Here is a 19,310-nt window from a genome sequence, read left to right on the forward strand (position 1 = left end):
AGAACATGCTGGGAATCGGGGAGGCCTCCGTTCGGACCAGAGTGCGGAACCGTGTTTTGAACCGGCTGCTTAATCCGGTGTATGTGATCGGAATTCCGGCTCTTCTGATGTTATCCTACTTGATCGTGTGGCCGGTTCTGAAAATATTGTATTCAACGCTGATCTGGAAGCAGCAGGATGTCCGGCTGACAGCGGAGGCGATGCCGGGCCATTTTACCCTGTATCACTGGAATCGTGTATTGGCAAGCGATATGAGCTTCTCGCTGTTCTACAAGCCTGTGCTCAACTCGCTGGCAGTCGGAGTTGCTGTCTCCGCGCTGTCATTGGTGCTTGGCTGCGGCTTGGCCTGGCTGGTCACGCGAAGCGATCTCCCTCTCAAGCGGGCGATATCGTTTCTCGCGCTGATTCCCTATCTGCTTCCGTCATGGATGCTGTCACAGGCATGGCTGACCTTCTTCAAGAATGGCAAGATCGGAGGGACACCGGGCATTCTGCAATCACTGCTCCATGTGTCTCCTCCGGACTGGCTCTCTTATGGCTTTGTTCCGGTCGTCATTACGCTATCCGTTCACGACAGCGTATATTTCTTCCTTATTGTCGGCTCTGCCTTGAGCTCGATGAACAGCCAGCTGGAGGAAGCGGCGAGCGTGGCCGGAGCCAGGAGGCTGACGGTGCTGCGCCGGATTGTGCTGCCGCTAGTGCTGCCGTCCGTGTTATCCGGGTTCATTCTGATCTTCACCAAAGCAATCAGCTCTTACGGGGTTCCGGCACTGCTCGGAACGCCCGTCAACTTCTATATGATATCGACCATGCTCTATTCCAGCATGCGTTCGCGGCTTACGACGGAGGCCAATGTGCTCAGCCTGACGCTGATGCTGATATCCATGCTGCTCATTTATCTCAATCAGCGTATGATCGGCCGGCGGCGCAGCTATGTAACGGTTACCGGCAAGGACGGTCCCCGGACGCCGATCCGGCTCGGCCGGTGGAGAATTCCGGTTACTGGCGCGCTGATCGTTCTGATGGCGGCGGGGTCCGCCGTACCGCTGCTTGTGCTGCTGCTTCAGACCTTCATGCTCAAGGAAGGCAGCTACACTCCGGGTAATTTCACGTTCCATTACTGGTGGGGGGCCTCTGATCCGTCGATCAACACCGGGGAAAAAGGCGTTCTGCTGAACGACAATTTCCTGCTTGCCTTGAAAAACTCGCTGCAGATCGCGGGGGCTGCTTCCATTGCCGCCGCCGTAATCGGCCTGCTGCTGGGTTATGCCGCCTCGCGCGGCAAGGAGTCCTGGATTGGCCGGGCCGTGGATCAAATCTCGTTCTTGCCTTATCTCATTCCGGGAATATCGCTCGCAGCAATCTATATCAGCATGTTCGCCAAGCCGGGCCTCATTCTACCGGCTCTGTACGGAACGATTACGCTGCTGATCCTGATTACGATCGTGAAGGAGCTTCCGTTCACCGTAAGGGCCGGCAGCGCGTCGATGATGCAGATCGGAGCGGAGCTGGAGGAAGCCGCGCGAATCGGCGGCGCCTGGTTAACACGGCTCCGCCGGATTCTGCTGCCGCTCAGCCGCAAGAGCCTGGTGTCAACCTTTCTCCTTGTGTTCATCGGCGGGATGAAGGAGATGGAGCTCATTATCATGCTGGTAACACCGAAGACGGAGACGTTGACCACGCTTACCTTCTATTATGCCGAGAAGGGCTACCAGCAGCTGACGAACGTCATCCTCATGATCATTACCATTATCGTCATTACCGTATATTTCCTGGCTGTCAGGTTCGGAAAAGCCGACTTGAGCAAAGGGATAGGGGGTGGATAACATGGACGCGATTGAACTTAACAATCTTCACGTAAGCCTGCAAAACAAGCATGTGCTGCATGGCATCGATCTTATCGTCGAAAAAGGGGAGTTCATGACCTTTCTCGGCCCATCGGGCTGCGGAAAGACGACGCTGCTGCGGACCATCGCCGGGCTTCATCAGCCGGAGAGGGGCGTGATCACCATAGGCGGCAGGACGGTGGCGGAGGGCGCTTCCGGACTTCATGTCGAGCCCGCCAAGCGGGGGCTCAGTCTGGTGTTTCAGAGCTATGCGCTGTGGCCGCATATGACCGTCTTTGACAATGTGGCGTTCGGCTTGCAGGTGCGGAGAATGCCGAAGGCGAATATTGCGGAGAGCGTCGGAGCAGCCCTGGAGAAAATGCGGATTCCGGAGCTTGCGGGCCGGTATCCAGGCGAATTGTCGGGCGGGCAGCAGCAGCGGGTGTCGATCGCCCGGGCCATTGTCACCCGTCCCGAAATTCTGCTGCTCGATGAGCCCTTGTCCAATCTGGATGCGAAGCTCCGCGTTGAAATGCGGACCGAGCTGAAGCGCATCCATCAGGAGCTGAACACGACCATTATTTATGTGACCCATGACCAGTATGAGGCCATGTCGCTGTCGACTCGGGTAGCCGTCTTCTTCGGCGGGCAAATCGTCCAGGTTGATAAGCCCCGTGATCTGTACAAGCATCCGCGCACCTTGCAGGTGGCGGAGTTCATCGGCAATGGCGGCCAGCATTTGAATCACCTGAACGGGCGTATTGTCATTGAGAATGGCCGGCGTATACTGAAGACACAGATCGGCCTGTTTCCGCTGGAAGGCGGGGGACTATTGCATGAAGGCGAAGTGGTCCTGACGATTAAGCCGGAGGAAATCCGGCTGAGCGAACAGAACTCGCAGGATAGCGTGCCGGCGGTAGTCGAGGCAGTATTTCCTGCCGGAGCGGAGACGCTGGTGCAGCTTAGAGCAGGCGAAGCGGTATTAATGGCCCGGGTGATGGGCGAATCGGATGCAGAACCCGGTGATATGTGCTATGCCGCGCTGCGCAGAGAGAGACTTAATCTGTATGACAAACGGACAGGTAGCCGGCTTGAGAACCTTGTTCCGCTAACCCACATATTGGAGGATACACTTCATGAAAATCGACTTTCATATTCACGTTAAATTATCCAAAAAGACGGAATTCGACTTGACGCACTTCAACAGCATGCTGGATGAGGCGCGGGCACACGGGCTTGACGCCATAACGCTGACCGAGCATTTCAACACCCACCGCTTCGGGGAGGTATACGGAACGCTGGACCAGCTGTTTCCGTGCAATAACCACTACTATGACCGGGACGGGTTCAAAATCTTCACAGGAATCGAGGTCGATGTGGCTGAAGGCGGCCATATTCTGGTTAGCGGCCCGAAGGATAAGCTTCTGGAAATCCGTGAACTGTTGGAGGAGCACACCACTGAAGGGTCCTTCATCCGGCTGGAACGTTTGTTTGAGCTATGTGAGCCCCGGGGCATGATGGTCATAGGGGGACATCCCTTCCGCGAGTCCAATCCGCTCTATCAGGTTGACCGGGAGCTGCTTAGCCGTTTCGACGCCTTCGATTTGAACGGCAAAGATCTGCATGAAATCGGCATCGAGGAGAACACTTCGAAAGTACTGGGCCTTGGCGCCAAGCTGAACATTCCCGTTGTGGCGGGAAGCGACGCGCATCAAATGTTCCAGGTAGGCTGCGTGTACAACGAATTTGAAGGAGATTTCGAGACGGTTGCAGAACTTAAAGACGCTATCCGGTCCGGTGCTTACAAACGTGTTGTGTCCCCGAGCCTTAATCTTCAGGTGCGCGCGGCAAATTTGGTCAAGCAGCTGTTGAAGAAGAAGACGGAAGTGGTGTAATCGTAACGCTCATAGCAGGAGATGTTGAATATGAACACTCTTTTTGATGGACGAAAGTTCTCGCGCGGTCACCAGCGGATCGCCGATTATATAACGAAGCATATCGAGGATATTCCGCTCATGGTCGAGGATGATCTGGCACAGGCGTGCCAGGTCAGCACCTCTACCGTATCGCGGTTCTGGGGTGAGATCGGCTCACGGAATTTGAAGGATTTCAAGCAAAAGGTCAGGGAGGAGCAGTTGTCATCGTCCGCCCGCAAGCTGCATTCCGCCTTCGACAAGCTTGGCGAAGGGCAAGGAGCCAGAGCAAGCGTCCTCGGAACGGCGGACTATTTGCGGCAGACGGCGGATCATCTGGAGGAGAGGGATTTTGAAGAGGCGGTGGAGGTTCTTAGCTCCGCAGACACCCTTCATCTGTACGGTCCGGGCTCTGCGGAATGCCTGGCCGCCCTGATGGACTTCCGGCTTACCCGGTTCGGCGTCGGCGTTCGCCGGATCAGCCGCGGCGGGCATGAGCTGTTTGAGAGCCTGCTGCAGATCGGGGAGAAGGATGTCATTGTCATTTTCGGATTCGTATCCGAATCCCCGGAAATCGCCGTATTGCTTGATTTTGCAAAAGAGCACGGCTGCAGAACTCTCCTGATAACCGATCTGGCGGTCAGCGGCATGCTGGAGAAGGCGGATCATGTGCTGTACACCGCACGCGGCCAGCTGTGGGAATTTCATTCGATGGTGGCGCCGATTGCCATGATCGAAACGCTGATTGTGGCGGTCGGCAAACGCCGGGAGCAGCAGGCCTACGCCAACGGGGATGAGCTGAACAGGCTGCGCCAGCATTACCGGAAGTGGCTACCCAAGCAGATATAATGACTAGAGACGGCAAAATGCGGACTTTCATGAAAAAAGGCGCCCATGGGGTGCCTTTTTGATGTCCATGCTATAAACTGGAAGAAGGACAGGGAAGCGGAAGTAGTCAGCCAGAGTGGAATGGCTCCAGAACATGGGGGAGAGAGCATGGATAAACTGCTGAACAGCATACATGAGGAGCTGCTGGAAGAGCTGATCCTGGAGAGCGTCGATCCGGAAGAGCCGATTAAGGTCCGGGAGGTGCCGGAGTCATGGCGGCTGCTCGGCTCGGGCAACTATGCCGCGGTGCTCTATCATCCGGAATACGAAGATTATGCGGTCAAAATCTACGCCCCCGGCAGGCCGGGAATCCGGGAAGAGGCGGAAGTCTATACCAGGCTTGGAAGCCATCCGGCCTTCTCCGAGCTGCTGCATGACGGGGGGAGCTTCCTCGTCCTCAGACGTCTTCGGGGCATTACGTTCTACGACTGCATCAAGCGGGGGGTGCCGATCGCCGAGCAGGCGGTCCGGGATATCGACGAAGCACTGCGCGATGCCAAGGCCAGGGGACTTCATCCCCATGATGTACATGCCAAGAATGTGATGCAGCTGGACGGGCGCGGGCTGGTCGTGGACATTTCGGATTTTCTGAAGCGGGAAGACTGCATGATGTGGGAGGATTTCAAAAAAGCCTATTACCGGCTGTACCGGCCGCTGGCTTCGCGCCATGCGGTTCCGGTTCCCGACGCCGTGCTCCAGGCAGTCCGCAGGGGATACCGTCTGTGGCGCAAGAGCCAGGGTCGCAGCCGATGAGGGATAGCATAAGCGGGTACTAGAGCATGATACGGTTATCCGGATCATGACTGTTCATATAGAGGAGATGTCCGAATGATAATCACATTAACCGTTAACCCAAGTGTCGATTCCAGCACCAGCATCGGAAAAGTAGTTCCCGACCATAAGCTGCGGTGCCGGGAAGCTTCGTACAAGCCGGGAGGCGGGGGCGTCAATGTATCCCGCGCCATTCACCGGCTGGGCGGCGAGGCGCTCGCCCTGTACACGTCGGGCGGGCTTCATGGCGAGCTGCTGCATGAAATGCTGCAGGAAGAAGGCGTGGGCCATGAAGCCATCCCGATTTCCGGCCGGACGCGGGAGAACCTGATCGTCCTGGAGGAATCGACCGGGCAGCAGTTCCGGTTCGACATGCCGGGTCCGCAGTTCAGCGATGCCGATATCCGCAGCTGTCTGGAATCGCTGCTGCGGCTTCCGCAGAAGCCGGATTATCTGGTGCTGAGCGGCAGCCTGCCCCCTGGATGTCCTGCGGACTTCTACGCCAAAGTAATCACCGCCGTGAAGGACTGGAACTGCCGCGTCATCGTCGATACCTCGGGTGAAGCCCTGAAGCCGGTAGCAGATGCGGGCGTCTTCCTGCTGAAGCCGAACGCCCGCGAGCTTGAGGAACTGACAGGGATGACACTTGCGAGCGACGAAGATGCGAAGGCCGCGGCCAATAAGCTGATTGATGAAGGCAAGTCCGAGACGGTTGTCGTGTCGCTGGGGCCGAAGGGCGCCCTGCTGATCTCCAGGGAGGGAACGGAGCATATCACCGCTCCGGAAGTCCCTGTGGCGAGTGTCGTCGGCGCAGGCGACAGCCTGGTGGCGGGCATCGTATACCGTCTGTCGCAGGGCGGTTCCCTGAAGGATGCCGTCACCTTCGGCGTCGCATCCGGAGCAGCCGCCGTCATGAACCCCGAGCGTGAGCTGTGCAAGCGTGAGGATACCGAGCGGCTGTACAAGGCCATGACCGGAGGGCAGAAGGGATAAGACGAACGTCAGGCTGAGACAATGAAGCGCTCTTGCCTGCCCCGGCCCATGAGAGCGCGGATATCCAGATTGTCGAGAAACCCAGGTCTTTTTACGGCCTTGGGTTTCTTTTTCGTTTATTGTTATGTGCCGCAGGGCGAAAGGGCGTTCAGTCCTCCGTTATCATTCCGTTAACGCTTGGCCGAAAGTTTTACCCCGGATTGAAGATCGGGGAGTTGTCTCTTTACATACACGCTTTACACTGGCAGAGGGTTATAGATATGGATTTCATTCCTAAAAAGGAGGCAAGCGCCTTGAGCGAATTCGATAATCACTTGAATCTGCCGGCCCGAACAGGGAAAAGCGCAGCGGAGTCCGGAAGGCGGTCTCAGACGCTTCGGGGATTGAAGATCAGGGAGAATCTGCTGGCCTACATTTTTTTATCGCCTTCTCTGCTTCTGTTCGGCGTGTTCCTGTTCTATCCGCTTCTTCGCTCGGTCTATCTCAGTATGCACAGCACCGATCCGGCCGGACGTATTCATTCCTTCATCGGACTTGATAATTTTCGCGCCCTGATGTCATCGGGTGATTTCCTCTCCGGTATCCGGGTAACGGCGCTGTTCGCCCTGTACACGGTTCCGGCAAGCATTCTGCTCGCGCTCCTGCTTGCGGCCCTTGCCCATCATCTCCCGCGCGGAAGAAGACTGTTCCAGTTCTCATTCTCGCTGCCCATGGTGCTGTCCGTCGGGTCTTCCGCCGTTATCTGGAAGTTCCTGTTTCACCCGACGCTCGGGATGCTGAATTACGGGCTGGAGCTGGCGGGACTGCCGCCCATCTCCTGGCTGACGGACCCGGGCTGGGCGCTGCTCTCCGTATCGCTCATGACAATCTGGATGAATCTCGGTTTCAACTTCATCATTCTCTCCGGCGGGCTAGGAGGAATTCCGGAGGAGATGTATGAGAGCGCGAAGATCGACGGAGCGGGTCCAATCTCGACCTTCGGCAGAATTACTGTTCCGCTGCTGTCCCCGACCCTGTTCTTTGTGCTGATCGTCTCGGTCATCAGCGCCTTTCAGTCCTTCGCCCAGATTCATATTCTGACCCAGGGCGGGCCGATGAACTCGACCGATGTGTTCGTCTACTCCATCTACCGGGAAGCATTTGTTAATTTCCGCTTCGGCACAGGCAGCGCCCAGTCGCTTCTGCTGTTCGCCGTGATCATGCTCCTGACCTTGATTCAATTTAAATGGGTGGAGAGAAAGGTGCATTATCAATGAGAAGATTCCATGCGAGAACGGCCACCGTCTATCTGATCCTTGCCGTCGCCGCTCTTCTTGTGCTGTATCCGGTTGTGTACAGCCTGTTCATGTCGGTCATGAAGCCGGAAGAGGCGAGCGCCTATCCGCCTTCCATTGTGCCCCATTCATTCAACCCGGCCAATTTCACGGAAGTGTTCGGCATCGTGCCGATCGCGGTCTTTATCGGAAATACATTTCTCGTCTCGGGTATCGTCATGCTGGGCCAGCTTCTTACGGCGAGCCTGGCGGCATACGCTTTTGCCATATTGAATTTCAAGGGTAAAAGTCTGGTGTTCAGCCTGTTCGTCGCCACGATGATGGTCCCTTGGGAAGCGACGATGATTCCGAACTATCTCATCGTACGGAGCCTGAACTGGCTCGATTCGTACCAGGGCTTAATCATTCCCTTTCTGGCAACGGCGTTTGGGACATTCATGCTGCGGCAGTTCTTTCTTCAACTGCCTAAGGAGCTGCTGGAAGCGGCCAAAATGGACGGCTGCGGCCATCTCCGGTATTTTGCAGGCCATGTCCTGCCGCTCGCCAGACCCGCTCTTGGCACGCTTGCGGTCTATTCCTTTCTGAATATGTACAACTCCTATTTATGGCCGCTGCTCATTACGAACAGCGAGAACATGCGCACCGTGCAAATCGGAATTTCGATGCTGGAGTTTCAGGAATCGACCTCCTGGAATCTGGTATTCGCCGGCATTACACTCGCCATTCTGCCTTCGCTGTTCCTGCTTGCTTTCGGCTTGAAGCAGCTCGTTCGGGGCATGGCGGCTGGCGCGCTCAAGGGCTAGGACAGTCTTCGACTAATCCGGGGAGTCAACTGCATTTTGCAGATGATGCATACAATTATCAGATAAACAAAGGAGAGATTGAGATCATGAAGAGGAAGAAACTCGGCCGGCTGTTCTTCAAGAGAAGAATGGTGCTTCCGCTGGCCTTGAGTATGGCGGCTTTGGCAGGATGCGGCAATAACTCGAACGCCAGTAACGCGGCAGCGAATTCAGCGTCTGCTAACAACGAAACAACGGCTTCGGCAAGTCCTGCCAGCTCTGCTGCGGCTGCCCCGGTCAAGATTACGTGGTGGCATTCCATGTCGGGAACGAACGAGAAGGCGATCAAGCAGCTCGTATCCGATTTTAACGCCTCTCATCCCGATGTTCAGGTCGAAGCGATTTTTCAAGGCAAGTATGACGAAAGTCTGAACAAGCTTAAGGCTTCGCTCGGATCTGACAGCGGGCCCGATCTGATCCAGGTCTACGAAATCGGCAGCAAATTCATGATCGATTCCAAAATGATCACTCCCGTGCAGCAGTTCGTCGACCAGGACAATTTCGACCTGTCGGCGCTTGAGCCGAATATTATCCGCTATTACACAATCGACGGCAAGCTGAACGCCATGCCGTTCAATACATCGAACCCGATTCTGTATTACAACAAGGATGCCTTCAAGGCCGCGGGTCTGGACCCGGAGAAGCCGCCGAAGACATTCGAGGAATTTGAGACCGCGGCCAAGGCGCTTGAGAAGAACGGCAAGCCGGGAGCGGCAATCGCGATTTACGGCTGGTTCATGGAGCAGCTGTTCGCGAACCAGAATGCCGAATATGTCAACAACGGCAACGGCCGTGATGCGGCAGCCACCGAGTCGCTGCTTGCATCGGACGCCGGTGTGAAGACGCTGGAATGGTGGAAAAAGATGGTCGACGAAGGAGCCGTCGCCAATCTCGGCCGCGATACGGACGACACGGACAGCGCTTTTGCCGCCGGACAGGTCGCTATGACGCTGAACTCCACCGCATCGCTTCGCAACATGGTCGAAGCAGTGGGCGGCAAGTTCGAAGTAGGTACCGGCTTCCTGCCGAAGCCTGCTGACGCCAAGGAAGGCGGCGTCGTAGTCGGCGGCGCCAGCCTGTACATTATGAACAACAAGCCGGATGATCACCAGAAGGCTGCGTGGGAGTTCATCAAATACGTCGCTTCTCCGGAAGCACAGGCCAACTGGAGTGTGAACACCGGCTACTTCCCGATCACCAAGGCGGCCTATGACCAGCAGGTGCTGAAGGATAACATGGCGAAATACCCGCAGTTCCAGACGGCGGTCGATCAGCTTCACGCTTCCACGGCTTCGAACGCAACGTCCGGCGCCGTAATGGGCGTATTCCCGGAAGCCCGCCAGATCGTGGAAGGCGCGATTGAAGAAGCGCTGAATGGCAAGAAGCAGCCGAAGCAGGCTCTGCAGGACGCTGCGACCCAAATTACGGATAAAATCAAGCAGTACAACGATTCCGTCAAATAATCGGATTGTACAGGAACAGCCGCCTGAACGCTGGAGAAGCGTTCAGGCGGTTTTTTGTCTGTTTTTACCTGGAGGTCCATTAAAATGGTTGTTCGTCGGGTGAAATTAGATTGTAAGCGATTTATTATTTGGTGGAGCTAATACTTTTGTAGGATAGTGTCGAAGAAAAGAGTAGGCAATATTACAGTGTTGGAGGATTTAACCGAACCGGGAGGATGCGATTTTGCTTGCCGACTCAAACCGTTTTACATAGCGCAATTTATATATTGATTATCCTGATGGCTCTGTTCATCGTGCGTCTGTACATGAAGCAGAGCCGGACCGCCAGGCATATGCTTGAACTGGAACGGAAGTACAGCGAAGAGCTTCAGCTGTATTTGAATGTCGTGGAGCAGTCTCCCTTGTCCATCGTTATTACCGACAAATTCGGCAAAGTGGAATATATTAATCCGTATTTTTCGAAGATTACCGGCTATTCAAGAGCAGAGATGGAAGGAGGCACTCTGTCCGCACTTCGCTCCAGTGTGACGACAGACGAGCAGTACCGGGAGATGTGGTCGGCGATCAGCCAGGGCGGCAATTGGGAAGGCGAGTTCGTTAACCGGAAGAAGAACGGCGATCTGTACATGGAGTCTGTGCTCATCTCTCCCATTAAAGACGGGACGGGAAGCATCACCCATTATGTCGGCATTAAAGAGAATGTATCGGATTACAAGCGGATCAAGAAGGAGCTGTCCGACCAGCTTCATTTCACCTCCCAACTGATTGATACGCTGCCCCATCCCCTGTTTTACCTCGATACAGAGGGGTATTTTCTTGGATGCAACGCCGCATATGAGCAGGCTTTGGGGGTAAGCCGCAAAGATTTGCTCGGGCTTCACGCCAGGGATTTGCCGAACTTGTCCAGAGAGAATTACCTGATTCTTGACGAGCTGCGGAAGGAAGTGACCCGAAACGGCGCCCCGGCTATCCGGGAAGTGAAGAGACCGTATACCGATGGAACGATGCATGACCTTCTGTATTCGCTCTCGGCGTACCAGATGTCGGACAACACCGATGGCGGCTACTTAGGCCTCATGATGGATATCACCGATTTGAAGCTGAAAGAGAAGGAACTGCTGGAGAACCGGAACTTTCTGGATGCAGTCATCAACCTGCTCCCCGTTATGGTGTATGTCAAAGACGCTGATACGATGGAATACCGGATTGTTAATCAGGCTTGCGCGGATTTCCTCGGTTATCCTGCCGACCAAATCCTTGGCAGAGTCGACCGCGACCTGATGCCGGAAGAGATCGCTTGCCTCTTCAATGAAAGTGACCGGAAGGTGCTGGAGACCGGCCAAAAAACAAGGGAAATCCGAATTCTCCCTGTCGACACAGAGGGGAAACAGCTCCGCTACGTGAACGAAACGAAGCTGCCGATCATGGATTCGGAGAACCGGCCGCATTTTATTCTGGGCGTATCGGAGGACATTACCGGCCTTAAGGTAAAAGAGGAAGAAATCAAACAGGCGCTGCGCATCGCCGAAGAAGCGACGGCAGCCAAATCCCAGTTCCTGGCGAATATGAGCCATGAGATCCGCACGCCGATGAACGCGATTCTCGGCTTAACGCATCTGACCCTCAAGACGGAACTGTCAGCCAGACAGAAGGACTACCTCTCCAAAATTCACAACGCCGGCACGTCGCTTCTCGGCATTGTGAACGAAATTCTGGACTTCTCGAAGATCGAAGCGGGGAAGCTGGAGCTGGAGCGCACATCCTTTGTGCTTCATGAGACCGTAACGGACGCGGTAACGATGAGCAGCCAGTCTGCTTACGACAAAGGGCTGGAGCTTATGTATTTCATACCCGCCGGCCTGCCGCAGAACTTGAACGGAGACCCGCTGCGCCTCCGGCAAATTCTCACGAATCTGGTCAGCAATGCGGTCAAGTTCACTGAAAGCGGCGAGGTGGTCGTAAGGGTGGAAGCCGTCCGGCTGATCGACAGCAAGGTGAAGCTGAAGTTCAGCGTTCGGGATTCCGGCATCGGACTGTCCCCGGAAGCGGAGAACCGGCTGTTTCAGCCTTTCAGCCAGGCGGATAACTCCACTACCCGCAAATATGGGGGGACGGGGCTCGGACTTGCCATCAGCCGAAGGCTGGTGGAGATGATGGGCGGAACGCTCTGGGCGGAGAACAATGCCGAGGGGGGGAGCACCTTTGCCTTCACTGCATGGTTCGGCCTCGGCAACGAGGAGAAAGATCTCGTCCGCCGCGTACCCCAGGAGCTGGGTTATCTCAAAGCGCTGGTAGTGGACGACAATCCGGCCGCTCGCGATATGGTGGTCGAGTATTTGCGGGACTTCGGCTGTGCCGCTGACGGCGTGTCCTCGGGATCACAGGCGCTGGAGGTTCTGGAACAGGCAAATGAAGCCAAGCCGTATGATATGGTGTTCATCGACTGGGAGCTTAAAGAAGAGTATGGCAATCAGGCTGCCCGAAGAATCAAAGAACACCGGACGCTGCGGCATATCCCTGTAATTGTGCTCATGACGGCCATCGGCCAGGATGATTCGTTCTTGCTGGAGGATGAAACCGCCCATTTTGATGAATGTCTCGTCAAGCCTGTGAACCAGTCGCTGCTCTTCGACATGATTATCGATCTGTTCGCGGCCCGGAAGGGTACAGTACAGGGTCCGGAGGTATTGGAAAAGGACTACCGGCTCAACGGATTGCGGGTACTGGTGGCGGAGGATAACGAGATTAACCAGCTGATCGCAGCCGAGCTGTTGAAGAGCCAGGGCGTCGAGACTGTAATCGCCTCTACCGGCGCGGAGGCTGTTCAGAAATCGCTGGAAGCGCCAGGAGGATTCTTCCATCTTGTGCTGATGGATATGCAGATGCCGGTGATGGACGGCTTCGAAGCCGCGCGGCGTATCCGGGAGAGCGATCCCGGGCTGCCGATTATCGCAATGACGGCCCGTACAATGCCCGAAGAACGCGAGAAGATTCTGCTGGCCGGCATGAATGATCATGTTGCGAAGCCGATTGATCCGGATGTGCTGTTCACGATCATGGGCAAATGGGTGGCGGGCCGGCAGAAACCGGAGTCCTCCCGGCCTGTCCGGCCGGGTCCGCTGCAGCGGACCGAAGCGCTGGAAGGACCTGGCCTGCGGCAGCTTGAGGGAATCCGGACGGAGGAGGGCCTGAGACGGACCGGCGGGAACGCGGCGCTGTATGCCAGTCTCCTCCGGAATTACGCCGAGCATCACGGGGAGGCGGCCGAGGGCATCCGCGCCGCGATCCGGGCGGGAGCTTACCCGGAAGCTCACCGGATCGCCCACAATCTGAAGGGCGTATCCGGCAACATCGGCGCCGCGGAAGCGGGCGAGCTGGCCGGAGAGATCGTCGCCATGCTCTCCTCCGGTCAGGCGGGAAGCAGCCGCCTGGAGGAGCTTGAGGCGGTGATAGACCGGTTGGAAGCCGCAATTGGCGGCGTCCTGGAGGCGATCCGGCTCATGAGGCCGGATACCGGAGTGCCGGTTGCAGGGGGAGCGGATAATGGAGAAGCGGATAATGGAGAGCTGGCTGCCGGGGGAGCAGATAATGGAGAGCCGGTTATCGAAGAGCCGGATAACGGGGAAGTGGAATCCGGCGGGGCAGGAGACGACATCCACCGGCACCCTCCGGCGGAACAGGCGGTGACCCGCTTGCTGGCGCTTCTCCGGGACAGCGACATTGAAGCGGTGGACGTCTTTGATTCGGCGGAGCCGCAGCTGAAGCTCTGGATGAAGCCTAAGGAATGGCAGCAGGCGAAGCGGGCAATCGCACTCTTTGATTTTGACGAAGCCATCAAGACGATTGAACGGGCGGCTGCGGACAGCCATTTGGAGTGGAAGGAGGATCCTTATGCCTGATTCGAAAGCGGTCATTTTAGTAGTAGATGATACACCGGACAATATTGTGCTGCTCAGCGGGCTGCTTAGGGAGCGGTACAAGGTCAAAGTGGCCACCAACGGCGAGAAGGCTCTCGCCATTGCGAAGGCCGCTCCGCCCGATCTCATTCTGCTTGACATTATGATGCCTGTCATGGACGGTTATGAGACATGCCGGAGACTTAAGAGCGATCCGGAGCTAGAGGATATTCCGGTAATTTTTCTAACGGCGAAGGAACAGGTGGAGGAAGAGAATCTGGGATTCGAGCTTGGAGCGGTCGATTATATTACGAAGCCGATCAGCGCTCCCGTGCTGCTCTCGCGGGTGAAGACCCATGTTACGCTTAAGCAGTCCAGAGACTTTCTCAAAGACAAGAACCATTTTCTTGAGGCGGAAATATCGCGGCGGACCAAGGAGGTCTCGCTGATTCAGGAAGTCAGCATCATGTCGATGGCGGCCCTTGCCGAGATCCGGGATAACGATACGGGCAATCATATCAAGCGCACCAAGCTGTATATTGAAGTGCTGGCTACCCACCTGAGCAGTCTTCCCGGCTACAAGGGGATGCTGAACCGGGAGACCATTGATCTGATAACGACCTCAACGCCTCTGCATGATATCGGCAAGGTCGGGATTCCCGACCACATCCTGCTGAAGCCCGGTCCTCTGACCCGGGAGGAATTCGAGATCATGAAGACCCATACGATTCTCGGCAAGGAAGCGATTCTCCGGGCGGAAGAGCTGATGGGGCAGAAGGAGACCTTCTTCCGGTATGCGAAGGAGATCGTCCTCTCTCATCATGAAAAATGGGACGGAAGCGGGTATCCCGAAGGTCTGGCCGGCGAAGACATTCCGCTCTCGGCCAGACTCATGGCGATTGCCGATGTGTATGATGCGCTGACGAGCAAAAGGATATATAAAGATGCAATGCCCCATGAACGGGCCGTTGATATCATAACCGGAGATGCGGGCAAGCATTTCGATCCGGATATTGTCGAGGTGTTCTTAAAATGCCAGGCGAAGTTCAGGGAGATTTCCCGCCGGTACAAGGAAGAGGAGATGTCCGAAACCGGAACGATCAGCACGCCATAAGGATACAATACGGCACGCATGCCAAAAGGGCTGCGGGTGCAACTGGATGCACCCGCAGCCCTTTTGTGCATCTGAAAATAGCGAGCTGAATAGGACGATTCCGCAATTTCCGCTATAATAAGCCTTATGATGAAAGAAGGAGGAAGTTTAAGTTGAACGATACGCTCAGAACGCTGATGAATCACCGTTCTTACCGGCAGTACTCGCAGCGCCCGGTGGAGGACAGCGTGCTTCAGACGATTATCGAAGCTGCGCAGGCCGCACCTTCCTGGATTAACGGCCAGCATACGACGGTTATTTCCGTCCGCGATGAGGAACGGAAACGCCGCCTCTCGGAGCTTAGCGGCGGACAGGCCCATGTCGCGGCAGCGCCGGTATTCCTCGTATTCTGCATGGATTTCTACCGGGCGAAGAAGGCCGGAGAGCTGGAAGGCATCGCCTTCGAAGCCGAGCGTGACGTCGATGCCCTGCTGACCGGAGCAGTCGATGTGGGCATCGCGATGGAAGCGGCGATCACCGCTGCCGAGTCTCTCGGGCTGGGCATTATCCCGATCGGAGGAGTCCGGCGGAACTCCGCCGGCGTTATCGAGCTGCTGAAGCTGCCGAAGTACGTGTTCCCGGTTGTAGGGCTGTGCCTCGGCTATCCGGGAACGGAGCTGCCGAAGCAGCCGCGCCTGCCGCTGGCTTCGGTCTGGCATCAGGAAGCCTATGACGCGGAGGCGGCGATCTCCGGATTCAGAGCGATGAACGAAGCCAACCGCAGCCTGCTCCGGGCACAGGGGGCGGAGGAGAAGGACTGGACCGCGCGCGTCGCATCGTTCTTCGCCGCCAACCCCGAATACGGCGATGCGAAGACGACGCTTCCCGCGCAGGGCTACACCTGCGGCAATCTGAAGAAAGGGCAGGAGTAAGCCTGGCCGGAAAGGATAACTGACCGTGACTTTGCAGCAGCTAAAATATGTGATTGAGGTGGCGGGCAGAGGCTCCATGAACGAGGCTGCCAAGCGGCTGTTCATTTCCCAGCCGAGCCTGTCGAACGCCATCCGCGATCTGGAGGAAGAAATCGGGGTCACGATTTTCGAGCGCACGAACAAGGGCATCACGCTGTCCAAGGAAGGCGCGGAGTTTCTGGGTTATGCCCGCCAGGTGGTCGAGCAGGCGGAGCTGCTGGAGAAGCGTTACCTGGGCGCGAAGCCGTCGCCGCAGCATTTTTCCGTATCGACCCAGCATTACGCTTTTGCCGTCAACGCTTTCGTGAATCTGGTGAATGTACACGGTCAGGAAGAGTACGAACTGGCGCTGCGCGAGACAAAGACTTATGAGATCATTCAGGACGTCAAGACGCTGCGGAGCGAAATCGGCATTCTGTATTTGAATGAATTCAACTCCAAAGTTATGGGGCGGCTGCTCAAGGACGCGGGGCTTGTATTCAACAGCCTGTTCACGGCGAAGCCGCATATCTTCATCAGCATTCATAACCCGCTCGCGAAGCAATCCATCGTCACCATCGACCAGCTGCAGGCTTATCCGTATCTGTCTTTTGAGCAGGGGGAGTACAATTCCTTTCATTTCTCGGAGGAAATCTTAAGCACCTTGTCTCATCCGAAGAGCATCCGGGTGAACGACCGCGCAACGCTGTTCAATCTGCTGATCGGTCTGAACGGCTACACAATCTCAACCGGCGTGCTCAGCGCGGATCTGAACGGCAACGAGATTATCCCGGTTCCGCTGGATTGCGACGAGAGCATTAACGTCGGCTGGATATGCCATAAGGACGCCGCCCTTTCCAAGCTGGCTCTGGCCTATGTGGAAGAGCTGAAGGAAGCGACCGCCGAGCAGCCCGGTAATTAAGAGATAGCACAGCCCAAACTTTTTGCGGAGATCATGGTTCAACTTTTCGGAGGATTCCTGGTGCAGGGGTCCTCTTTTTGTTGGGGAGAGAGGAGACAAGGCAAGTTATCGGGATGATTTTGCCGCAAGGAGCGGGGGTGTCCATTTTACCCCTCTTCAAGGGTAGATGGCTATACTACGTTAGAGCCATTTTTGCCGTGTTTTCTGAAAGTCCATTGACCTTTTTTCTGGCGGAAAATATATTGAGTTTAAAGACATCTCTGCCCATGATACAGATGCGAAATAACCAACGGACATAGGAATGAAGAGGGGTGCCGCAGCGATGAAACCGGAAATCAGCATCATCGTGCCTTGCTATAAAGTGGAGAATTATATCGAAAAATGCGTGGATTCGATCCTGGATCAGACTTTCCGGGACTTCGAGCTCATTCTCGTCGATGACGGATCTCCCGATAACTGCCCGGCCATATGCGACCGGTATGCGGCCCAGGATCCGCGGGTCAAAGTCATCCACAAGACGAATGGCGGATTGTCAGACGCACGGAATTACGGTCTTAACATTGCCGAAGGCCGGTATATCGGCTTTGTCGATTCGGACGACTGGATCGCCGGGGACATGTTCGAATCCTTATACCAGGCAATCCGGAGCCAGGATGCGGATATTGCGGTGTGCTGCCATTACGAAGTGGGTGACGGCATATTTAACCGGATCAACAGCTTTGACGGCTATCCCGCCGTGCTGGATAACGTCAAGGCCATGAGCGAGCTGCTGATCGACCAGCGTATCCAGAACCTGGCATGGGACAAACTGTACAGAAGAGAGCTGTTCCGGGGCGTAGCTTATCCGGTCGGCGTTGCTTTTGAGGATATCCCGACAACCTATAAACTGTTCATGAAAGCTGAGAAGATCGCTATCGTGGACAAACCGCTCTATTATTACCTCAAACGGACGGAGAGCATATCCGGGACCTATGATTTGAAGAAGAGGCTGGATAAGTTCAACGGCACGTACGAGAAATATACAAGAGTAAAGGATCATTACGCCGATGCCATCGACAAGCCGACCTGGGACTGGTTCACCTACCGGATGGTCGACGAAGGCATGGGTATATACAACCATCTCCTGAGAGAGAAGCTTGAGACCGGCGACCACAGGGAGATCGATACTATCAAAGCCTTCATGCGCGAAAATCTGAACAGCATACTGACCGCCAAGACGATCGGCATCCAGCTTAAAGCGGCGGCGCTCATTCTGGCGACCAATAAAATGCTGTACAGCTTGTTCTATAATGCAGTCATCAGCCGGCTGCGCAGGGAGAAGAATGAGAGCTTCTCTTGAGAATCGAGGGTGAGGGCTTAAACGTGAAAGGTGAAAGGGAGGACGACTCATGAAGCTTAGTGTGATTATTCCGGCTTACAATGTGGAGAGCTATATCGAACGGACGCTTGAGTCGCTGGCCGCCCAGAGTGACCTGGATTTTGAAGCGATTATCGTGGATGACGGATCGAAGGACGGTACGGCCCAGACGGTGCGGAGCTTTATCGACCGGACTTCTGCCGGCCATTTCCGCCTGGTATCCCAGAATAACGGCGGTGTCAGCTCTGCCCGAAACAAGGGGATTGAAGAGGCGTCGGGTGACTATGTCCTCTTTCTGGACGGCGACGACTTTGTAGACCGCGAGCTGGTGTCGCTGTTTGGCCAGGCGGCGGAGGAAGAGCCGGACATCGTGTTCTGGAAGTGGCAGAAGGTGAACGAGAGCGGGCGGGTGCTTCAGGATTGCTACCGCTACGTAACGGATATGCCCCGGGTGATGAGCGGGGTCGATGGATTGAAACGGATTCTGGTGGATCATAAAATGCAAATCTGGACGGCAAGCGCCGCTTACCGGAGAGAGCTGCTGCTAAAGGAGAACATCTGGTATACGGCAGGCTGTGTCAACGGAGAGGACCAGGAATTCACCTTTAAGGCGCTGGCGAAAGCCGGTGAGATGATCTTCATTGACCGGGCGCTGTCTTTTTATCTGGAGCGGGGATCGTCGATATCGGGCGTCTATAACGTCAAGAAGTTCGACTATGCCGATGCCTTCAAGCGTGCTGCATCCTATATGGACCGTCCGGAACTTACGGAAGTACGCGACATGCTGCTGTTGCGGCATATGCTGGAGAACTATTTCTATAATTTGAAGACTTGTCTCCGAAATGCCGACCGGGTCTCGATCCGGACGCTGCTTAAGGATATTGACGGCCGGTATCCCGAGTTGAACGGAGAGATGCGGGCGCTGATGAAGCGCTGGAAGCGGGAGAAGCGGCCTTCCAAAGCGGATATCAACGCCTTCCTGATCGCGCCAGAGCTTCTGCGTTTCCTGCTGGAGGTTCAACAGCGGATAATCAAATTCAAGTCCGGCGTACGGGCGCGGCTGCGGCAGGTTACAGCTTAAGCGGCATGGAACTAAGAACGACTACAACTAAATAACGATTT

15 protein-coding genes are annotated in these 19,310 nt (G+C 55.7%); all 15 read left to right on the forward strand.

The window, feature by feature from the left end; all coding sequences use genetic code 11:
- Positions 1 to 5: 5 nt before the first annotated feature.
- The 15 genes from PSTEL_RS09945 to PSTEL_RS10020 all read left to right on the forward strand — a co-directional run bounded on the left by PSTEL_RS09945 (position 6) and on the right by PSTEL_RS10020 (position 19,269).
- On the forward strand, positions 6 to 1,826 hold the full coding sequence (locus PSTEL_RS09945; RefSeq protein ID WP_038694969.1) for an ABC transporter permease: 1,821 nt from the start codon (positions 6 to 8) through the stop codon (positions 1,824 to 1,826).
- 1 nt (position 1,827) lies between these two features.
- Positions 1,828 to 2,991: an ABC transporter ATP-binding protein gene (locus tag PSTEL_RS09950; protein WP_038694971.1), complete on the forward strand. Its 1,164-nt coding sequence runs from the start codon at positions 1,828 to 1,830 to the stop codon at positions 2,989 to 2,991.
- The gene (locus PSTEL_RS09955; RefSeq protein ID WP_038694973.1) at positions 2,963 to 3,721 is read left to right on the forward strand and encodes a PHP-associated domain-containing protein; all 759 of its coding nucleotides are present in this window, start codon (positions 2,963 to 2,965) and stop codon (positions 3,719 to 3,721) included. Before PSTEL_RS09950 ends, PSTEL_RS09955 begins: the two co-directional genes overlap by 29 nt.
- 30 nt (positions 3,722 to 3,751) lie before the next feature.
- Positions 3,752 to 4,588, forward strand: a complete 837-nt coding sequence (locus tag PSTEL_RS09960) for a MurR/RpiR family transcriptional regulator (protein ID WP_052098334.1) — start codon at positions 3,752 to 3,754, stop codon at positions 4,586 to 4,588.
- 147 nt (positions 4,589 to 4,735) lie between these two features.
- Positions 4,736 to 5,380: a serine/threonine-protein kinase gene (locus tag PSTEL_RS09965; RefSeq protein ID WP_038694978.1), complete on the forward strand. Its 645-nt coding sequence runs from the start codon at positions 4,736 to 4,738 to the stop codon at positions 5,378 to 5,380.
- A gap of 75 nt (positions 5,381 to 5,455) precedes the next feature.
- The gene (locus PSTEL_RS09970; RefSeq protein WP_038694980.1) at positions 5,456 to 6,391 is read left to right on the forward strand and encodes a 1-phosphofructokinase family hexose kinase; all 936 of its coding nucleotides are present in this window, start codon (positions 5,456 to 5,458) and stop codon (positions 6,389 to 6,391) included.
- Between the two features lie 293 nt (positions 6,392 to 6,684).
- Positions 6,685 to 7,647, forward strand: coding sequence for a carbohydrate ABC transporter permease (locus PSTEL_RS09975; RefSeq protein ID WP_038694982.1), 963 nt, complete (start codon positions 6,685 to 6,687; stop codon positions 7,645 to 7,647).
- Positions 7,644 to 8,468 (forward strand): carbohydrate ABC transporter permease, encoded by an 825-nt coding sequence (locus PSTEL_RS09980; RefSeq protein ID WP_038694984.1) that lies wholly within the window; start codon positions 7,644 to 7,646, stop codon positions 8,466 to 8,468. The genes PSTEL_RS09975 and PSTEL_RS09980 overlap by 4 nt, the downstream gene beginning before the upstream one ends.
- Before the next feature lie 128 nt (positions 8,469 to 8,596).
- Positions 8,597 to 9,970, forward strand: a complete 1,374-nt coding sequence (locus PSTEL_RS09985) for an ABC transporter substrate-binding protein (protein WP_038700570.1) — start codon at positions 8,597 to 8,599, stop codon at positions 9,968 to 9,970.
- Positions 9,971 to 10,248: 278 nt separating this feature from the next.
- On the forward strand, positions 10,249 to 13,869 hold the full coding sequence (locus tag PSTEL_RS26180; RefSeq protein WP_169744561.1) for a response regulator: 3,621 nt from the start codon (positions 10,249 to 10,251) through the stop codon (positions 13,867 to 13,869).
- Positions 13,862 to 14,980: a response regulator gene (locus PSTEL_RS09995; RefSeq protein ID WP_038694986.1), complete on the forward strand. Its 1,119-nt coding sequence runs from the start codon at positions 13,862 to 13,864 to the stop codon at positions 14,978 to 14,980. The genes PSTEL_RS26180 and PSTEL_RS09995 overlap by 8 nt, the downstream gene beginning before the upstream one ends.
- 152 nt (positions 14,981 to 15,132) lie before the next feature.
- Entirely contained in the window at positions 15,133 to 15,891 is a 759-nt protein-coding gene (locus tag PSTEL_RS10000) for an NADPH-dependent oxidoreductase (protein WP_038694988.1), read from the forward strand.
- Between the two features lie 25 nt (positions 15,892 to 15,916).
- On the forward strand, positions 15,917 to 16,831 hold the full coding sequence (locus PSTEL_RS10005; protein ID WP_038694990.1) for a LysR family transcriptional regulator: 915 nt from the start codon (positions 15,917 to 15,919) through the stop codon (positions 16,829 to 16,831).
- 322 nt (positions 16,832 to 17,153) lie between these two features.
- A complete protein-coding gene (locus tag PSTEL_RS10015) occupies positions 17,154 to 18,170 on the forward strand; it encodes a glycosyltransferase (protein ID WP_052098337.1) in 1,017 nt (338 codons plus the stop codon).
- Between the two features lie 49 nt (positions 18,171 to 18,219).
- Positions 18,220 to 19,269 (forward strand): glycosyltransferase family 2 protein, encoded by a 1,050-nt coding sequence (locus PSTEL_RS10020; protein ID WP_038694994.1) that lies wholly within the window; start codon positions 18,220 to 18,222, stop codon positions 19,267 to 19,269.
- Positions 19,270 to 19,310: the final 41 nt, after the last annotated feature.

This window comes from Paenibacillus stellifer (genome assembly GCF_000758685.1).
Lineage (GTDB): Bacteria > Bacillota > Bacilli > Paenibacillales > Paenibacillaceae > Paenibacillus_AQ > Paenibacillus_AQ stellifer.